At 39.0% G+C, this 20,473-nt stretch carries 8 protein-coding genes and 1 pseudogene; 6 read left to right on the top strand and 3 right to left on the bottom strand.

Going from position 1 to position 20,473, the window contains the following annotated elements:
- Positions 1-500 precede the first annotated feature (500 nt).
- On the top strand, positions 501-4,703 hold the full coding sequence (locus tag H6H03_RS31620) for a DUF4347 domain-containing protein (RefSeq protein ID WP_190958994.1): 4,203 nt from the start codon (positions 501-503) through the stop codon (positions 4,701-4,703).
- Positions 4,704-4,822: 119 nt separating this feature from the next.
- Here H6H03_RS31620 and priA read toward each other — a convergent pair whose 3' ends face one another.
- Positions 4,823-7,582 carry a primosomal protein N' gene (gene priA, locus H6H03_RS31615; RefSeq protein ID WP_190958993.1) on the bottom strand — a complete coding sequence of 920 codons (2,760 nt, stop codon included), beginning with the start codon at positions 7,580-7,582 and terminating at the stop codon, positions 4,823-4,825.
- A gap of 784 nt (positions 7,583-8,366) precedes the next feature.
- Here priA and H6H03_RS31610 point away from each other — a divergent pair.
- The 5 genes and pseudogenes from H6H03_RS31610 (at position 8,367) to H6H03_RS31590 (ending at position 17,717) form a co-directional block, all read left to right on the top strand.
- Complete coding sequence (locus H6H03_RS31610; protein WP_190958992.1) at positions 8,367-9,539, top strand: RpoD/SigA family RNA polymerase sigma factor; 1,173 nt, start codon at positions 8,367-8,369, stop codon at positions 9,537-9,539.
- Positions 9,540-9,826: 287 nt separating this feature from the next.
- Positions 9,827-10,318, top strand: a complete 492-nt coding sequence (locus H6H03_RS31605) for a GNAT family N-acetyltransferase (RefSeq protein WP_190958991.1) — start codon at positions 9,827-9,829, stop codon at positions 10,316-10,318.
- Positions 10,319-10,545: 227 nt separating this feature from the next.
- Positions 10,546-10,818, top strand: a pseudogene (locus tag H6H03_RS31600) (element excision factor XisI family protein).
- Positions 10,819-11,000: 182 nt separating this feature from the next.
- Complete coding sequence (gene petJ, locus H6H03_RS31595; RefSeq protein WP_190958990.1) at positions 11,001-11,342, top strand: cytochrome c6 PetJ; 342 nt, start codon at positions 11,001-11,003, stop codon at positions 11,340-11,342.
- Positions 11,343-11,996: 654 nt separating this feature from the next.
- The gene (locus tag H6H03_RS31590) at positions 11,997-17,717 is read left to right on the top strand and encodes an ATP-binding sensor histidine kinase (RefSeq protein WP_190958989.1); all 5,721 of its coding nucleotides are present in this window, start codon (positions 11,997-11,999) and stop codon (positions 17,715-17,717) included.
- A 146-nt stretch (positions 17,718-17,863) separates the two neighbouring features.
- Here H6H03_RS31590 and H6H03_RS31585 read toward each other — a convergent pair whose 3' ends face one another.
- Together H6H03_RS31585 and H6H03_RS31580 are read right to left on the bottom strand one after the other, a co-directional pair.
- Positions 17,864-19,324, bottom strand: a complete 1,461-nt coding sequence (locus H6H03_RS31585; protein WP_190958988.1) for an FAD-dependent oxidoreductase — start codon at positions 19,322-19,324, stop codon at positions 17,864-17,866.
- Between the two features lie 39 nt (positions 19,325-19,363).
- The gene (locus tag H6H03_RS31580; protein ID WP_190958987.1) at positions 19,364-20,275 is read right to left on the bottom strand and encodes a UbiA family prenyltransferase; all 912 of its coding nucleotides are present in this window, start codon (positions 20,273-20,275) and stop codon (positions 19,364-19,366) included.
- Positions 20,276-20,473: the final 198 nt, after the last annotated feature.

Genomic DNA, 20,473 nt, shown 5'->3' with positions numbered 1-20,473 from the left:
AACCGGGTTTATCAATTTTTTATCTTCAGAAAATTACATAATTAGCTTTACTAGATTTTAGTTGTAAGAACTTTAATGTTAAAAAGTTAATCTGACAATACGTTGACTAATTTAGATATGGAAATTAGAGGTATTTCAATTTAGAACTTACGTCTAAATTTTAATTTTTAGAATATTTAAGCGATCGCAGTAATAATACAGTAGAAAATATAGTATTTTTAGCATAATTTTGTACTTACTTATCATATTCATTTTTGAGTTCAAAACAAACGTTATAGTTCCCGATTCAATTTAGGTATCGAAGCGGATATTTAGCGCTGTCTGACTAATCCATACTCTCTATTTTCAAACGAGTCAATCACCCAAAAATCCCAAAACTAAGGCAAGAACATATTTCTTTCCCAGTCAACGCTATTTCCAAGCGAGGTCTAACGATCAGACTTCAACTGCCAGAAAACTAAACTTCTAAAACGCAAATTAATTTTACTGAGGAATTACAAATGCCAAATCAAAATATTATTTTTATCGATGGAGCAGTTATCGACTACCAAAGTTTGATTGCTGGCATCCAAGCAGGGACTAGTGTAGTAATCCTTGACTCAAATCAAGATGGAATAGAACAAATCACTCAAGCCTTGCAAGGTGGGGAATACCAATCAGTTCAAATTATCTCCCACGGCAGTGCAGGAAGTATACAACTAGGATCAACCCAACTCAATGGCAACAATTTAGATTACTACAGCAATCAATTGCAACAGTGGAGAAATTATTTAACCGATGATGCTGACATTCTGCTTTACGGTTGCAACGTGGCATCAGCAGATCAAACTTTTGTGCAACTTCTGAGTCAAATCACAGGCGCAGATGTGGCAGCTTCTAATGACATCACTGGTAATGCCTCTTTAGGTGGTGACTGGGATTTAGAAGTGAAAGTTGGCTCGATTGAGTCAGATTTAGCCTTGACAGCAGAGACAACTAAGGCTTACCACTCAATATTACCTTTATCATCCAACACAGCACCAACACTCGACAACACTGGTAATCCTAGACTCTCCGCCATTGCCCAAGACATAACCGATACCAATAACTCCGGCACTTTAATTTCCGCCATCCTCGCTATAGGTGCAGGTGGCGACCCCATCACCGATCCTGACGCAGGTGCAGTGGAAGGAATTGCCGTCATTGGTGTAGATAATACTAACGGTACTTGGCAATACTCGATAGATGATGGTGCGAACTGGATTAATTTCACTGTATCCGGTACTTCTGCTACATTACTCAAAGATACGGAAAAAATTCGCTTTGTCCCCAAACCTGGTTACAAAGGTACAGCAGAATTTACTTTTCGGGCTTGGGATACCTCAGACGGCAACATTAGTGGCACTACTAATGTAAATCCCGGCGTTGGTGGAGGTGCAACAGCTTACAGTAGTGTTACGGAGACTGCTAGCGTCTCAGTTATACTTAACACTTTTGATGTGGGATTAAGACCCTATTCCATTGTTGTTGGCGACTTTGACAAAGATGGAAATATAGACCTAGTAACGGCAAATAAATCTTCTCAAAGCGTTTCGGTACTTTTGGGAAAGGGCGATAACACTTTTAAACCTGCTAGCACCTTTAGTACGGTCGGGTTCAATGGCTTAAGTCCTTCTTCTGTTGCTGTAGCCGACTTCAACAAAGATGGAAAATTGGATTTGGTAACGGCAAATAGTTTGTCGAATAATATTTCAGTGCTGTTTGGTAAGGGTGATGGCAGTTTTCAAACTGCTGTGAATTTTGCTTTGCAGTCAGCCTTAGCACCCATATCTATTGCAGTGGGCGACTTCAACAAAGATGGAAAATCTGACATAGTAACCGTAAACAATTCTTCCCAAAATATTTCAGTGCTGTTGGGAAATGGTGCTGGTAGTTTTGGTACTGCCAAAAACTTTAAAGTTCCTAGCCGTCCTAGTTTCGTCACAGTAGCCGACTTCAACAAGGATGGAAAATCTGACTTAGCGGTAACGAGTTCTTACTTCAATAACGTCTCAATACTTTTGGGAAATGGTGATGGCACTTTTAACCCAGCCACCCAATTTGATGTGGGACTAAATCCTAATTCTGTTGTCGCAGGGGACTTCAATAAAGACAACAAATTGGATTTGGCGGTGGCAAATTCGGACTCTAATAATGTCTCAATTTTGTTGGGTGATGGTACTGGCGGCTTTGGAATTGCTACTAACTTTGATGTGGGGTTAAATCCTGTATCTGTTACAGTAATTGATTTTGATAGTGACAGTAACTCTGACCTGGCAGTGGCAAATGCAGGCTCAGACACGGTTTCAGTGCTGCTGGGAAATGGCAATGGTGGCTTTGGAACTGCCACTAACTATGGCGTGGGGACAAAACCGTATTCTCTCGCCGTAGGCGATTTCAACAAGGATGGTAAATCTGACTTGGGAGTAGCAAACAGCGAATCTAAAAATGTTTCGCTAGTATCTGCTGAGGATGAAACTTATGAACCTGTTCCCCCCCAACCCATACTTATCAACGAAATTCTGTTCGATCCTCCAGGTACAGATAGCCCGAAAGAATACATCGAACTGCGTGGTACTCCCGGTGCGATTTTAGCGCCTGGAACTTATTTAGTAGGGATTGAAGGTGATTCTGGTACTACTTCTGGCGCTGTTCAAGATATTTTTGATTTGTCTGGTAAGCAGTTTGGTAGCAATGGTTTACTAGTTCTTCTGCAAAAAGGCAATACTTATGCAGTCAACCCCAATGCCAATGTAGTCACTAATACTGGAACTGGAGCCGGATGGGGGAATGGGGCTTCAAGTTCAATCGGTCACAGTGGTGGAGCAACCGATATAGAAAATGGCTCTGTGAGTTTCTTGTTAATTCAAAGTACTACTAAACCCACTCTGAGCAATGATATTGACTCAAATAATGATGGTATTGCTGATGGTACTGTCTACTCAAATTGGACTGTGCTGGATTCAGTTTCGGTTTTAGATGGGGGAACTACAGATAAAGCATACGGCTCGATTGTATTTAGAAAAGGTTCTGTCGGTTCAGCTCCCACAAATGCCACAGTTGTTGATACCTCATTTACAGTAGCAGCAGGATATGTAGGGCGTTCCGGTAATACCATAGGTTCCGCAGCCTCTGATTGGGTAGCGAGCGTAATCACTGGCACAGCGCCAAATCTTTCATTAGGTAATGCTACTAACACTTCACCTGGAAACTTTGCTAGTCAACCATTAAATCACATAGGGGATACTAACTTTGCTCCTCCTACTAATATCAGTTACGCGATTTCAACTGCTACCCCAACTGTGACTGAAGGTAATAGTGGTAGCAAAACTGTCACTTTCACTGTGACTCGCAGTGGTAATACTGCTGTTGCCAGTACCGTAAATTATGCCTTGGATGGCACAGCAACTTTTAACAGTGATTACAACACTATTAAGGTTGCGGGTGTAACAAGTGCCGTATCTGGAGTTTTAATTTTTGCTGCTGGGGAAACAACAAAGGCTATTACATTAAATGTTGTGGGTGAAAAGGTGACAGAAGTTGAGGAAACCATTAATTTGAAGTTGAGTCACCCAAACCAAACAAGTGCGATCGCTACAGGCACGGTTACCATAATTGATGATGACAACCAACCCGCCATCTCCATCGCAGATAAAAGCGGCAAGGAAAATAGCGGCAATCTTGTTTTTACTGTTAAACTCTCTAATGCCAGCACTGACGTAATCACAGTTGGTTACAATACTGGTAATAATACTGCGATCGCTGGTGTTGATTACACCTCAGCTACAGGAAGCATCACTTTTAACCCTGGAGTTACCACCCAAACAATTACGATACCGATTCTCAATGATTTTGTTGCTGAATCCAGTGAGAGCTTTTTTATCAATCTTACAAACCCCACCAACGCCACCATTGCTGATAACCAAGGTATTGGTACGATTACTGACGATGACACAGCGGGTATTACGATCTCTCCTACCAATGCACTTGTAACTACCGAAGCTGGTGGTACTGCTAACTTCAGTATTCAACTAACTAGCCAACCCACTGCCAATGTCACCATAGGTTTGAGCAGTTCTAAAGTTAGTGAAGGTACTATTTCAGCTTCTAGCGTGACATTTACCGCAGCTAACTGGAATATACCCCAAACCATCACAGTTACAGGTGTTAATGATGGTATTGCAGATGATAATATTGCTTACCAAATTATTACTGCCAAAGCGGTTAGTACTGATACCAAATATAGCGTTCTCAATCCTGCTGATATTGATGTCGTTAACATTAAAAATGGCAACCAAGTTAATAGTATTATTACAGGTTCAGCCTCGGCTAATAACTTACAAGGAACTAGCTCAGACGATTTGATTTTTGGCTTTGCTAGTAATGACACTATTGTTGGTGGAGGAGGAAACGATCGCATTTACGGTGGTTTTGGTACTGATAATCTCACAGGCGGTACAGGTAATGATATCTTTGTGATTGTCCAAGGTGAAGGTAGAGATACAATCAAAGATTTCAATCTTAATGAAGATTTGATTGCTTTATCAAGTGGTATAAGCTATTCAAATTTGTCTATTACTCAGAGCAACAATGATACTTTGATTAAGATTGGGACTGTAAGTCTTGCTTTGTTAACTGGAATTACGGCATCGAATTTAAACGCTACTCATTTCACTACTTACTAGTGGTCATTGCATTAATTTTCAGGGTTTGGAAGATCCTCGACTTATTCAAGAAGTCGGGGATCTGAGCATAGATAACAGGTGAAATCATATCCTGTTTATCTATTTTTTACCCCAAAAAATTACATAATATTTAATGGGTCTACATCTATTGTCAAACTAACAGATTGCGGACAAAGCGATCGCACTTGTTCCCAATCTGGTAACTGTGGCAATTCATCAGCAGCAAATTTAATCAATATTTGCCAGCGATAACGATTCGCTACTCGTAAAATACCCGCTGGTGCTGGCCCTAATATCTCTAATTCTTCGTTTTCACTTAAAGCTGTGGCGAGGATTTGGGCTGTATTCTGTACTTGAATAGGGTCAAGACTGCTTAACCGCAATAAAATTAACCTTCCGTAGGGTGGATAATTCAAAGCTTGGCGCTGTTCTAATTCTGCCTGAGAAAAAGACTGATAATCGTGCGATCGCACTGCCTCAATTACTGGATGTTCTGAAGTATAAGTTTGTACAATAACCCTCCCTGGATCGTCGCCTCTGCCAGCACGTCCGGCTACTTGAGTTAAGGTTTGAAATGCGCGTTCGCTGGCGCGATAATCTGATAAGTTCAGCAACCCATCGGCGGCAACAACACCCACAAGTGTCACCTGCGGCAAATCTAAACCTTTGGTGAGCATTTGCGTACCTACTAATAAATCTGCTTCGCCGTTGGCAAATTGCGTAAGTAAGGTACGGTGTGCGCCTTTGTTGCGGGTGGTATCGCTATCAAACCGAATTAAGCGTAATTGCGGAAACTGTCGCGCTAGTTCCTGGGTGACTTTCTGAGTACCGCTACCGAAGAATTTGAGGTAAGGGGAACTGCAATCGGGGCAGAATTTCGGATGCGATCGCGTATAGTTACAGTAATGACACCGCAATAATTCCGGCGCTCCCTCTTCGGTGTGGTGATATGCCAGGGACACATCACAGTAGGGACATTCCAGCACATAGCCACAACTGCGGCAAGATACAAAAGTACTGTGTCCCCGGCGATGGATAAATAAAATTCCTTGCTGCTGTCTTTCTTTTAGCTGTTGCAAAGCTTCTTGCAAGGATCTACTGAATATAGAGCGATTTCCATGCTGCAATTCTTCGCGCATATCCACTATTTCCACTGGCGGTAGTGGGCGGGAGTTGATGCGTTGGGGGAGGGACAGGTAGTAGGAGGACGCGGGGAGGGGGGGACGCGGGGACGCGGAGAGTGTTTGTGAGAAATTCTCTGTATCTTCGTGTCCCTCTTTCCCCGCGTCCCCGCGTCTCTCTGTCCCCGCGTCTTCTTCCTTCACACTCAGCCAACTTTCTAAGGAAGGAGTGGCGGAACCTAAAACTAGGGGGCAATTTTCTAATTCGGCTCGCCATTGGGCGACGGTGCGGGCGTGATAGGTGGGGATCGGTGAGTCTTGCTTGAAGCTGCTGTCGTGTTCTTCGTCTAAGATTATTAAACCCAAGTTGGGTAAAGGAGCGAAAATGGCGCTGCGGGTGCCAATGACAACTTGGGATTCTCCTGTGAGCATTTGTCGCCAGGTGTCGTAACGTTCGCCGTCTGAGAGGGCGCTGTGATATACACTAACTTTATTTCCAAAACGGGCGCGAAAACGGTCGGTTAGTTGGGGTGTGAGTCCAATTTCTGGGACTAAAACCAGGGCAGATTTGCCGACTTGGAGTAGAGGGGCGATCGCTTGCAAATATACTTCGGTTTTTCCAGAACCTGTTACGCCGTGCAACAAAACTTGAGCATATCCATTTAATGTCTGAATTGTTTCTAAGGCATTAGCTTGAGCTGCATTTAATGTCTTTGGTCGGTCTTGAGCTAATGCTGGGCTTTGTTCTGTTCGCAATACTTCCCGTTCTTCAACGACGATGTAACCCTTTTGTACTAAGGTTTTCACGATAGAGGAACTGGCATTGCAAATTTGCAATAATTCACTTTGCCACAACTCTCCACCACGACGCCGCAGCACTTCCAATATTTCTCGTTGGCGAGTTGTTAAGTCAGGTTCAAATGTACTCGCCACTAGCGTCACTGCTTTTTCAAATTTCGGTTTAGTCAGTTGGGGCGGTTCTAAATAACTTTCTACTAAACCTCGTCGCAATAGTTCGCGTACCCCTTGGTAAGCTCGTGGGACTTGATTGTGTAAATACCGAAAGCTATAGTCACCATCTGATTGTTGCTGTAGGAGTTGTAAAATTTTATGAGCATCTTTATTGTTGACTTTGGTTACTAAACTTTGAAAGTTTAATAAAGCCAAAATTTTAATCAAATAATCATTTTCGATTGTATTAAGTAAATAAAACCTAATTAGGGAAGAATAAGGTTGACGAACAACACGCATCAAAGGTGTATCTAATAAAGCATTAATATTAGTGTTAGTAGATACTGCTGCCCCAGCTACAGTTAAGCGGATGCGACGTTGCGATCGCCCCAATAATCCTGGCGGTAGTGCTGTACGTATTACCTGAATTATTTGTGTGTAGTAATACTGTGATACTCGTTCCATCAGAGTCCAGTAACTATCGCGGAAAAAATTCTTTTGAATAACATCTTCCACATCGCGAATTTTTTCTAGCGGTAAATCTGCTGGAAGTTTTGCCACCAATCTAATGGCTACTCCTGTGAGATGTTGTGCGCCAAATGGTACATTCAAAATATCTCCAGGTTTTACTTCTAACCCGGTTGGCAGTCGATAAAGGTAAAGATTTGGCCCTTTTTCTACTTCTGTTGAAGTTCCTGGACAGTCTACCAGTACTTCAACCCAACGATTAAGAATTGCACCTGCCTGATAAGATTCCCCTGGTTCTGCTACCACTAAAGGAGATAAATTTAGGTCATTAATATACATAGTTGCTGACTTAATAGTTAGATATTTTACTCACCTAGCTGCTGCTAACTCAAATTTAGTTTTTGCTTTCTTAAACATAAATGGTATTTCTCAATACTGTTATTCTTCATAATACTTGATAAGTTTCCTCTTATGTAATCTACTAGACAAATTCGTATCAACTTTACATGCAATAAATATTTGGGGTTCTCTATACAAATAAAAGCATTTGGACTATTGCTGTAAAAGTGGCTCTATCTACTAAATAGGGAGTAGTCTTTTTCCGCCTATTGATAGATATTCAACCCTTTGTGCTTATGAGATGCTTTTATACAAATAAGAATATCCCGAATTTAAGCTGCCATCATTGTAATTTGTATTATCAGGGTAACTTGCGATCGGGAATGCATAACCCCAACACCAGGTTTTCGTTTTATCCAGTGGCTTCCGCTAGCTAAACATTAAAAATATTTAGAAAGATATATGAAGATTTAAGAAATCTGGATAATTAGCTGAGACTTTTATATTTGTTTAAATTGAGAAACTTTGAGGGGGTTTGACAGATTTGGTAATTAAGAAAAAAATGAAGAATATATATGTTGTCAACCTGAAAAGTAAGTTTTGTTGGGTGCGAAGGCCAGTTACGTTATAGCTTGTATCTAACTGTAACCCTTAGTTAGTAGGTACACGGCAATTTTTATTCCTCAAGAGAAATTAGCATAAGCTTGTATTTGGCTATATAAACGGGTGCATTCGTCCCTTAGGGAAAACTACCAAGCCTCAAACGAGTAGCTGTAAGTAAATTATGTACCAAACAAAGCAACAATCCCTAAAGGAAACTATGAATATTGTTGAATTGGGAAAAATGGAAATACTGGAGAATACTGCTGATAGTGAAGAACTATTGCTGGAGAATTTAGATGCAGTAGTTGATGAAGAGTCTCCAATTTTAGTAGAAAATCTGGAATCGGAGGAACGGGATGGAGATGAGATGGCTGCGGCTCGTCCTTCGGGATATAATAAGACCGAACATGATGATGCTGTAGGCGCATTTTTTAAGGAAATGGCGCGTTATCCACTGCTAAAACCAGATGAAGAAGTGGAGTTAGCACGGCGAGTTAGGTTTATTGAAGAAATTAGGGAATTACAAGCTAATTTGCAGATAAAACTAGGACATGAACCTAGCAAATTAGAAGTGGCTTCTGAGCTAGAAATGACGGAAAAGCAATTAGAAAGTCGCTTGTATCAAGGCAGGGTAGCGAAACGCAAAATGATTCGCTCGAATCTGAGATTGGTAGTTTCTATTGCGAAGCGATATTTGAATCGGGGAGTACCTTTTCTGGATTTGATTCAGGAAGGAGCAATGGGTTTAAATCGTGCTACAGAAAAATTCGATCCAGATAAAGGATATAAGTTTTCTACCTATGCTTATTGGTGGATTAGACAAGCGATTACTAGAGCGATCGCTAATGATGCACGAACAATCCGGCTACCAATTCATATTGTTGAAAAACTTAATAAACTCAAAAAAGCACAACGAGAACTCAAGCAAAAACTGTGCCGAAATCCTTCCGAAGCGGAAATGGCAGAAGCGCTGGAAATTAGTGTCCAACAACTACGCCAGCTGCAACAATTACGTCGTCAAGCACTTTCTTTAAATCACCGTGTTGGTAAAGAAGAAGACACGGAATTAATGGATTTATTAGAAGATGAAGATAACCTGTCTCCAGAAGCAAAAATGAACGAAAACATGATGCGTCAGGAGATTTGGGAAGTCTTGGGTGACGTGTTAACTCCACGGGAGAAAGATGTTATTTCTTTGCGCTATGGTTTGACAACTAGCGAACCATGTACCTTGGAAGAAGTTGGCAATATGTTCAATCTTTCGCGGGAGCGAGTGCGACAAATTCAAAGTAAAGCTATGCGAAAATTGCGGCGTCCTCACATAGCCAAACGGTTAAAAGGTTGGTTGATCTAAAAATTTCACCCAGCAATCAAAACCTAATACCAAATGAGGATAAATTGAGATTCTGGGAAAAGTCTTTACTACAGGCTTGAAATCCAAAATTCTAAATCTAAAATCCTAAATTGGTATCATACCTGACCTTATTATCTCTCATAACGAAACATTTCTTGAGCGGGGGCGATCGCCAACTACAAAAACCGGGTGTTTTGTACCTTTTTTCGGCTTTGCTTTAGTCATTAATCACAAAAATTGCACAGTTAACTATAGACTATGGACTATGGACTATAGACTATAAACTCATGACTTCGAGTAGCAATTTGATTGTGCGTTTTGCCCAACCAGCTGATTACAGCGTACTGTTTAAATTAATTGAAGGTCTTGCCGAGTATGAAAAGTTATCTCATGCAGTTACCGGTAATGCTTTTGCACTCAAAGAACATTTATTTGGTTCGCACAGATATATAGAAGCAATATTAGCAGAATCTAGCGGTCAAGCTGTTGGTTTCGCCCTATTTTTTCATAATTATTCAACATTTTTAACTAAGCCAGGAATATATCTAGAAGATTTATTTGTTTTACCAGAATATCGCCGCCAAGGTATTGGTAGAGCTATCTTGACTAAAGTAGCTCAGATAGCCGTAGAACGCAATTGTGGGCGGTTAGAATGGAGTGTTTTGGATTGGAATGAATCAGCCCAAGCCTTTTATCGTAGCATGGGAGCTTCAATATTAGATGATTGGCGAATTTGTCGCGTCACAGAAGATGTACTCAGTAAGTTAGGGGCTGTGTAATAATTTAACTAATTACTAATTCGTAATTGAATTAGTTGGGAATTTAGATACCAACTAATTCAAGACCATAAACTCCGAGATTTTGGTGCGGTATTTACCCAATAATTACGAATTACGTTAGCGACACAGGAGCGTCATTAAGAATTATTTTAATTACGATTATGGCTAGACAAAAATATCGGCAATATATTCGACATCTTCTTTCCGAACGGCAAAAGCGAGCTTCGATGTCACGAAATGCCTAAGAGTATGAGGTGCAAACAATTTTTGACGAACAGCAAGACCACTATCAATTACTTTATGTTGGCTGGCGTGGAAATAAACGCGATTTTGGCTGTATCTTACATCTTGATATTAAAGATGGGAAAATATGGATTCAACACGATGGCACAGAAGAAGGAATTGCCAATCGATTGGTTGAAATGGGAGTACCCAAACAAGATATTATTTTAGCATTCCACGAACCCTATATACGTCAGTTTACTGGGTTTGTAACTTAAGAAATATTGTAGAATTTAAAAATATATTATCTCAAGATTAATGGGTATGGTAGCCAATAATCTTTAATTAAAAAATTTTTAAGGCTAGTTTGACAGCTTGTCATTTGACTATAGTAGCGACTCAACTGACAATTATGGAGGATATTCTACCGAATCATCTGTTATTTCAGAGGGAACACGAAATGAAAAAAATTATTAAAGTTATGCTGTTAGGCATAGCAATCTTCACCTTTGCCTTCAATAGTTCAGCTTTAGCCGGAGATACTATTAGTGGAGCTAAAGTATTTAGTGCTAATTGTGCTTCTTGTCATACAGGCGGCAAGAATTTAGTTAAAGCTGATAAGAGCCTGAAGAAGAACGCTTTGGAAAAGTATGGTTTGTACTCACAAGAAGCGATTATTGCTCAAGTTACAAACGGTAAAGGTGCTATGCCTGCTTTTGGCAATCGTCTAAAACCAGAGAAGATTGAAGATGTAGCAGCTTATGTGCTTTCACAAGCAGATAAAGATTGGAAGTATAAGTGATATCATCAGAATTGAGAATTCAGAATGGGCTACGCCACGCTGCGCTAACAGAACTCAGAATTCAGGATTTAAATAGTCTTCACATATGGCTTGAAATCTGAGTTTTTTTAGTTACAGAGATTGCAAAAGAGTGAGGTTCAGATAATCGTAGGAGTACAAAATATTGCACCCCTAGCGGGTACTTCATTTCCCTGAAATCTGCTGTAATTTAATTGCAAACTACCGGAACTTCAAGAATTAATAATTAGCGAGGCTTTGTGTCTCGCTAATTTTATTACTGTTGAAATTTTTATATCATTTATACTAATTGTTTGTAGGCACATATAGATGTACCCATATATCTAAAGATCTGCCCTATTTTTATTTGAGATGAATATCAGTACTACTGATTATGTAGTGAGATTTATACGGAAATTTTAGCTGAGATTGAGATTTAATTAAGTAAAATCTCTAATATGGCAGTTGGAAGATAGTTTAGGGCATAAACTAAACGAAAAACCCTGACATCAATAGATTTTCAAGGCTTTTGCTTGTTCCCTGCTATAAATAATTGAGTTTTCGAGCAAATTCATTACTAGATGTACGAAAACTGATATTAAGAATACGTAAAGGGGAATACTAAGGCTGAATCACAATATTAGAAATAGCACTGCAATGATAGTACTATCCAACGATATACTTCCCCTGTCTGGATATCGCATCACAGAGCAAATTTATTCAGGTAGTAAAACCTTAGTTTATCGAGCTATCAGAAAACAAGACCAAAAGATAGTAGTCATCAAACTGATGCGGAATGAATATCCTACCATGCATGAAATTGCCCAATTCCGCAATCAATATACAATTACTAAAAACCTCAATTTGAAGGGGATAGTTAAGCCTCTGAACTTAGAGAATTACCGTAATGCTTATGCCCTAGTGATGGAAGACTTTAGCGGTATATCCCTCAAAGATTGGGTAAAGAGGAAAGAAAAAAATATTGTCAGTTTAGGAGAGTTTTTTCAGATTGCCATACAGATAGTATCTATTCTAGAGGAATTGCATCGCGATGCCTGCGGCGGGCAAAGCCTACGCATCATTCACAAAGACATCAAACCCGCCAATATTCTGATTAATCCTAGTACTCTCGAAGTCAAACTTATTGACTTCAGCATTGCTACCCTACTACCAAGAGAAATTCAATTTGTTACTAATCCTAACGTCTTAGAAGGAACATTAGCTTATATTTCCCCCGAACAAACTGGAAGAATGAATCGTGGTATTGATTACCGTAGCGATTTCTATTCCTTGGGAGTCACATTTTTTGAACTTCTTAGCGGACAATTACCCTTCACTAGTAATGACCCAATGGAGTTAGTGCATTCTCATATTGCCAAAGAACCAGACAAATCAAAAATTAAAAATTCCAAATTCACAAATGAGGAGATTCCCCAAGTACTTTGCGACATCGTAATCAAATTAATGTCCAAGAATGCCGAAGACCGCTATCAAAGTACCTATGGACTTAAGCATGATTTAGAAATGTGCTACAAGCACTGGGAAGAAACTGGCAATATTCCACTTTTTCAGTTAGCAGCTAAAGATATTTCCGACCGTTTTGTGATTCCCGAACAACTCTATGGTCGTCAAGAAGAAGTAGCAAATCTTCTGGCAGCTTTTGACCGCGTGACACAGGGGAGAACAGAAATGGTTTTGGTTGCAGGCTTTTCTGGTATTGGCAAAACTGCGGTAGTTAACGAAATCCATAAACCTATTGTCCGACAACGTAGTTATTTTATTAAAGGTAAATTTGACCAGTTTCAACGAGAGATTCCCTTATCGGCATTAGTACAAGCTTTTAGCGACTTAATCGGGCAAATCTTGATAGAAACTGAGGCAGAAATTCAACAGTGGAAAGTGAAAATTCTTGCAGCACTAGGCGAACAAGCTCAGATAATTATTAATGTGATTCCTGCACTAGAACAGATTATTGGCAAACAACCAAAAATTGCTGAACTCTCTGGTAATGCTGCCCAAAATCGATTCAATTTATTATTTAAGAGATTTATTCAGGTATTCATTAGCAAAGAACATCCTTTGGTAATTTTTTTAGATGATTTGCAATGGGCAGATACAACATCTTTGAAATTTCTTCAATTATTAATTGCTCAAAATAATATAGAAACTAAAAAATCTTTTTTATCTTCTATTGAAAGTAAAGAAAATCTATGGATTCCTAATTTTGATGGAGAAAAGTGGGAAAGCGATCGCACCCAGAATGTTGATAATTCTGAAGGTAGTTTATTATTGATTGGTGCATATCGCGATAACGAAGTTTCTCAAGCACATCCGCTTTATTTGACAACACAGGAAATTGAAAAATCAGGAGCATCTATTAATTATATTACTCTCAAACCTTTAAATCAAAATAATTTAAATTATTTAATTGCTGATACTTTATTTTGTCAACCAGATGCAGCTGTTCCTCTGACCCAAATGGTCTTTGCTAAAACTAAAGGTAATCCGTTCTTTGGAATTCAATTTCTCAAATCTTTACACAAAGATAATATTATTAAATTTAATTATAATGTTGGTTGTTGGGAATATAATCTCGCCGATTTGCAAACATTCGCTCTCACAGATGATGTTGTCGAATTTATGGCACTTCAAATAGAGAAGTTACCCAGAAGAACACAAGACGTTTTAAAATTTGCAGCTTGTATTGGCAATGAATTTGATTTAAAAACTCTTGCCATAATTAATGAAAAATCTGCCGTAGACACAGCATCTGAAATCTGGAAAGCTTTATATGAAGGGCTAGTTTTACCTCAAACTGAAGCTTATAAATTGTTTCAAAATGCTAGCGTTTCAGTAGAAACTTATGATAGCCAGAAACCGCAAAACTTACCGCTGAATAACTCTCTGTGGCCTCGATACAAATTTATACACGATCGAGTGCAACAAGCTGCTTATTCTCTCATTCCTCAAGACCAAAAAAAGCAAATTCATTTACAAATTGGGCAACTACTATTAAAAAATATCTCAGTTACAGAACGGGAAGAAAAGATTTTTCAGTTAGTGAATCAGTTTAATATTGCAGTTGAAATTATCACAGATAGAACTCAACGTGATGAACTAGCTCAGATGAATCTAGTTGCTGGACGTAAAGCGATAGCCTCAACTGCTTATATTGCTGCAAGTAAGTATTTGAATACTGGTATAGAACTACTAGCGAATGATAGTTGGCAAACAAAATATGAGCTAAGTATTGCTTTGTATGAAACAGCAGCGGAGGCTGCATACCTGAGCGGTAACTTTGAAAAGATGGAGGAATTAATAGAAATAGTATTAGTACAAGCAAAAACATTACTGGAAAAAGTCAAAGTTTATGAAATCAAAATTCAAGCTGATGGAGCGCAAAATAAAGCATTAGCATCTGTCAATACTTCCTTAAGTTTTTTGAAATTGTTGGGAGTGGAATTTGCAGATTCCCCAAACCAGCTTGATGTGCAATTAGCGATGGAAGAAATAACATCTAATCTAGCTGGAAAGCAGATTCAGGAATTAATTAATCTCTCAGAAATGAAGCAGCCTCAACTATTAGCAGCTATGCGTATTTTATCTAGTACTGCTCCAGTTGCTTATCAAGTTGCTCCTGAATTGTTCTTACTTATTTGTCTCAAGCAAATAAATTTATCAATAAAATATGGTAATTCTTCCTTGTCTGCTTATGCTTATGTTGTTTATGCAGTAATGCTTTGTGGAGTCCTAAAAGATTTTGAATCTGGTTATCAATTTGGGAGGCTAGCTTTAAACTTATTAGCTAAATCTGGTGCTAAAGAGATTAAAGCCAGAGTTATGCAAGGATTTTATTCACTAATCGAGATTTGGCAGAGACATGTTAAAGAAACATTAAAACCTTTACTTGAGTCTTACTCTGTCGGATTAGAAACCGGCGATTTAGAATTTGCAGCCTATTGTTTAATGTATTATTCTAGCTTTTCATATTTGATTGGCAAAGAATTGACGGAATTAGATCAAGAAATGGAGAATTACAATCATGCCATTAGTCAAATTAAACAAGAAAGACCTTTGCATTGGAGTAATATCTATAGACAAATTGTTTTAAATTTACTACAAAATACAGAAAATCCATACTGTTTAGTTGGTATAGCTTACGATGAAAACAAAATGCTGCCTATTCATTTGGAAGCTAAAGATGGAGTAGGTCTTTTATATTTATATTTGGGCAAGCTACATCTGTGCTATTTATTTCAAGAATATTTTCAAGCAGTAGAAAATGCAATTTTAGCAGAGAAATATTTAGATGGCGGTATAGGACAATTAGTTGTGCCTGTTTTTTATTTTTACGATTCATTAGCGAGATTAGCTGTATATCCTAATATTTCAGAAATTGAACAACAACAAAACTTAGAAAAGGTGGCTGCTAATCAGGAAAAGATGAATCAATGGGCGCATTTTGCGCCAATGAATTATTTACATAAATTTTATTTAGTAGAGGCGGAACGACATCGAGTGATTGGTGAATATCTCGAAGCAATGGATGATTATGACCAAGCTATTGCCTATGCTAAAGAATATGAATATCTGAATGAAGAAGCTTTGGCTCAAGAACTTGCAGCTAAGTTTTATTTAGGAATCAATAAACAAAAGATTGCCCAAAGTTATCTAAATGATGCTTACTATAACTATATGAAGTGGGGAGCATTAGCTAAAGTTGAAGATTTGCAAAAACGCTATTATCAATTACTTGCTCAAATTATCCAGCAAGAAAAACTTAATATCCAAATAAACGATCGCAGTACTGCTTCCATACGCATATCCCATTCAAGTTCTAATAATAATGAGACCGTTTTTAGTACTAGCATTTCAGATATGCTAGATTTAGCATCTGTAATTAAAGCTTCTCAAGCAATTTCCGGAAAAATCGAGATGGAACAACTGCTTTCTGCATTAATAGCAGTTGTAATCGAAAATGCAGGAGCTTCTAAGTGCGTTATGATTTTGAGTGAAAGCGATCGCTCCAACTTAACCGTTGCAGCAGTCGGTTTAAGTTCAACATCTGGGAGTATTTCTACACAGTTTCCATCAATTGATTTAGATTCCAGTTCAGACGTTCCTATTACTTTAATTAATTACGTCAAACGTACAAAACAAATCTTTGTCAGCGATAATGCAAAAATTGTTAACTTTTTAGTAAACGATCCATACATTCTTCAAGAACAACCCAAGAGTCTTTTGTGTATTCCGATTATTAATCAAGGTAATTTGCTGGGTATTCTTTACCTCGAAAACAACTTAACAATGGCAGCATTTACCCGCGATCGCATCGGAATTATTAATCTCCTCAGCACTCAAGCAGCAATCTCCTTAGAGAATGCGCTCCTCTATAAAAACTTAGAAATATATAGCCAAACTCTAGAAGAAAAAGTTAATGAAAGAACCCACGAATTGAACGAAAAAAATCAATCTTTGGAAAAAGTTATCCAAGAATTACACAGTACCCAAACTCAATTAATTCAAAGCGAAAAAATGTCTTCATTAGGACAAATGGTGGCGGGTATCGCACATGAAATTAATAACCCTATAAACTTTATTCATGGAAATATCACTCATATAAATGAGTATGTCCATAACTTGCTGGATTTAATCAGCACTTATCAGCAGGAATGTCCAAATACTTCTAATTTAATTAAGGAAAAAATTGAAACATTTGACCTCGATTTTCTAATAGATGATTTACCCAAAATTCTTGATTCTATGAAATTGGGAAGTTCCCGTATCCGAAATATTATTTTGGGATTACGCAATTTTTCTCGCCTAGATGAATCGGAAATGAAACCTGTCAATATTCATCAAGGTATTGATAGCACTTTGATGCTTTTACAGCACCGACTCAAAGAAAAGAGCGGACGCTGTGAAATTGAAGTCGTCAAGAAATACGGAAATTTACCAGAAGTTACTTGTTATGCAGGTCAACTTAATCAGGTGTTTATAAATATTTTAAATAATGCGATCGATGCTCTGGAAGAGTCATTTGTTGACAAATACACAAGTCATACAGAAAGCTCGCAGCCATGTCTACAACAAGCTTCTCTAACGCAATTTCACAGACAAATTTGCATCGTTACTAAACTCACAAATTCCAATACGGTGATGATTCGGATTTCTGATAATGGTTGTGGGATGACTTCCCAAGTGCAACAAAAAATCTTTGACCCATTTTTTACCACTAAATCTATAGGAAATGGTATTGGTTTGGGGTTGTCAATTAGCTATCAAATTGTTGTGGACAAACACAAAGGTCAGTTAACTTGCCATTCTATTTTACAAGAAGGAACTGATTTCATAATTGAGATACCGATACGGCAATGAATGGGGATTGGGCATAGGGCATGGGGCATTGGGCATTGGGCATGGGAAGAGGACAAGGAGACAAGGGGAAAGGGTTATTGTAAATTGTCTCCCCATCTCCCCATCTCCCCTGCTCCCAGTCCCCAGCCCCCAGTCCCCAGTTCCTTTTATGATTGTGTAATCACAGACAGCTTTTTCGGAACATCTTGTTCATCAGTAAACTGCTCATTTTTTCTTTGCCAATTAATCGCTTGCTTCAAGACTTTTGTGCTGATACTGGGGTGGAAAAATGCAGTAGGTGGCTTTAGCATGTGTATTACTTCTAAAAATGTCTTGTGAATTTCGGCATTTTCAGTTTGTAGTAACAACACTCGATCGAGATATCGCTGCATGAGTCGGCTGATGAAGTCGGGTTGTCCTCCTTCAGTGGTATGCCAACGTAAATCTTCGCCTGTTGTCATTAGCCAAGGTACAGCAATTACTTTATTTAATTGTTTTTGGAAGTATCGAGATAAACCGATTAAATTCCCGTCGGGATGGTTAGATAATTGCTGATTTAAACATTCATCTAGAGCCAATGCATCTAAAGCGGCAACCGTCATACCTTGTCCGTAGACTGGATTAAAAGCACAGACAGCATCACCCACTAATACAAAGCCTTCTGGCAATCTTTTAAGTTTTTCATAATGACGCAGGCGATTTTCTGTCCGGCGATAACCATAGATGGATGAGAGTGGCTTGGCATCTTTGATAGCTTCATAGATAGCTGGCGATCGCAAGCTACGGGCAAACTCTAAAAAGCCATCTTTATCCGTAGGTGGATAATCTTTACCTACACCTATAAGTGTAAGAATCCAACGATTACCTTCAACTTTATAAATCACACCACCACGATTGTTATTTGGTGGTTGTACTGTTACGTACAAACACTGCCAATCATATTGCAAATTCTTTGGAGGCTCATACCAACAGCTGGCATAGCCCAAAAAAGAGTTAATTACCGTTTCTTGGGGTGGTGTGTAACTCATTGCTTCTAACCATTGAGGTGCTGAAGAATTGCGTCCACTCGCATCCACAACCAAATCAGCAGCTAAATCTGTTTCTGGTTGGTTGCGAAAGCGCACTCGTACACCTGTAACACTAGTCCGGTCTGAACTAGACAATAAAGAAACTACCTGTCCTTCTTGCATAAATGCCAGATTGTCTTCAGCAGCTAAGCGGCGGCGGATAGTTTGCTCTAAAAGATTCCGACTGCAAGTGTGGGTAACTAAACCAGAATTAAAACGGGGTGCCCAACCCGCAAAACCCAGCCAGGGCAAATCATTTCCCCAATCTATAGCGGATGCACCTGAGTCAGCTAATTGAGCTTCTATACCAGGAAAAAGTTCTTCCAACGACTGCAAACCACGCTTAAGCAGGGTATGGACATGAGGAGATTGGGGTACACCGTGGCGATGTTCTGCTTGTTGTGTGAAGTTATCCCGTTCAATAACTGTTACTCGCTCAAAGTATTTAGTCAGTACTTTTGCAGCTAGCAGTCCCGCGATACTTCCCCCAATAACAACAGTGTGTTTAGGACGGCGAACAGATGATTGTAGAGATAAAGTCAATACTTCTAAATTAGTCATGCTTCTTACCTTGTCAGAAAAGTTAGTCCCTGAATTCTGCTAAAGAACAACGATCGCACTACCCAGAACAAGACAATACCAGTAAGTAAACAGCATGTAAGTCTGATGATCTTCTTGTGGAGAACGATTAAATACAATCCGGGCTGCAATAAACCAGCTAAATACTGCCAGGAGAACATCGCACAATAAAGTACTTGCAGTATTTCGCGTGGGCATCATCAATATGAAATGGATGATAAATGGTAATAATCCAAAGCCCAGACTAAGTATAAATCGGCTTGCTTTTTCTCCAAAGGCGATGGGAAATGTGCTTCGGTTAACAGCCAAATCGCCCTCTATATCTCGAAGATCCTGAACTGCAACTAATGTACTCCAAATAGCACCGATGAGAAATAGCCAGCGCCATGCGATCGGTGTAATTGGCGTCATTAATTGCCAAACTGCTGCCAAGTGCGCGAATGTACCTAATCCAATCAAGAAGTTTTTGGTAATCCAGTGCTTATCCCAACCGCCAAAATTATGTAGGATCACAACCATCTGGCAAATTAAAGCCCATTCTAAAACTCCAAAGTACCAGCCTACAAATGTAAATAAGGCCATACTCAAAAACCATCTCACTAAAGCTCCATGAAGTGAGATTTTTCCTGTCACCAGTGGGCGATTTGGCTTATTGATCCGATCTTCTTCTACACCAGCTATTTGGTTAGATAAACAAAATGAGAAAAGGTACAACCAAACAAATAATGTGCCAGATACCAATGCAAAAAGAAATTCACTAAAAGACGATTGTACATAATGCCACGCAGCTACTATAAATAGTATTGGCGGTATGATGGTACTCGAAATATCACGCCCGGTAAATTGCCAAAGTAAATGCAACTCTCGAAGCAGACTTTTGGATAAATTTATTACAGCAAAATTTGAAGATACAACTCTAGTTTGTGCATCCATTGTATTTTTCTATCCTTAAGTAATTGTCAATAGGACTTACGCAAAAAACCTCTCTAGCTCTTATTCCTCTGTGTTCTCTGCGTTCTCTGTGGTAGCCCGTGGCAAGCCGCTCCGCGTCTACGTTTTCCGTGACCTGTGCGTAAGTCATGGTCAAATTAAATTAGTAGTACAGCTATCCGATTTAGGTTATGAACAATA

Origin of the sequence: Nostoc paludosum FACHB-159 (genome assembly GCF_014698835.1) — a bacterium.
Lineage (GTDB): Bacteria > Cyanobacteriota > Cyanobacteriia > Cyanobacteriales > Nostocaceae > Nostoc > Nostoc paludosum.
Note: the sequence above shows the minus strand (reverse complement) of the source record. Positions and strands in the feature narration are given on the sequence as shown.

Coding starts and splice junctions, on each gene's coding strand:
- H6H03_RS31605 (WP_190958991.1), top strand. CDS start 9,827: ATGACTTCGAGTAGCAATTTGATTGTGCGTTTTGCCCAACCAGCTGAT.
- petJ (WP_190958990.1), top strand. CDS start 11,001: ATGAAAAAAATTATTAAAGTTATGCTGTTAGGCATAGCAATCTTCACC.
- H6H03_RS31580 (WP_190958987.1), bottom strand. CDS start 20,275: ATGGATGCACAAACTAGAGTTGTATCTTCAAATTTTGCTGTAATAAAT.
- H6H03_RS31585 (WP_190958988.1), bottom strand. CDS start 19,324: ATGACTAATTTAGAAGTATTGACTTTATCTCTACAATCATCTGTTCGC.
- H6H03_RS31590 (WP_190958989.1), top strand. CDS start 11,997: ATGATAGTACTATCCAACGATATACTTCCCCTGTCTGGATATCGCATC.
- priA (WP_190958993.1), bottom strand. CDS start 7,582: ATGTATATTAATGACCTAAATTTATCTCCTTTAGTGGTAGCAGAACCA.
- H6H03_RS31610 (WP_190958992.1), top strand. CDS start 8,367: ATGTACCAAACAAAGCAACAATCCCTAAAGGAAACTATGAATATTGTT.
- H6H03_RS31620 (WP_190958994.1), top strand. CDS start 501: ATGCCAAATCAAAATATTATTTTTATCGATGGAGCAGTTATCGACTAC.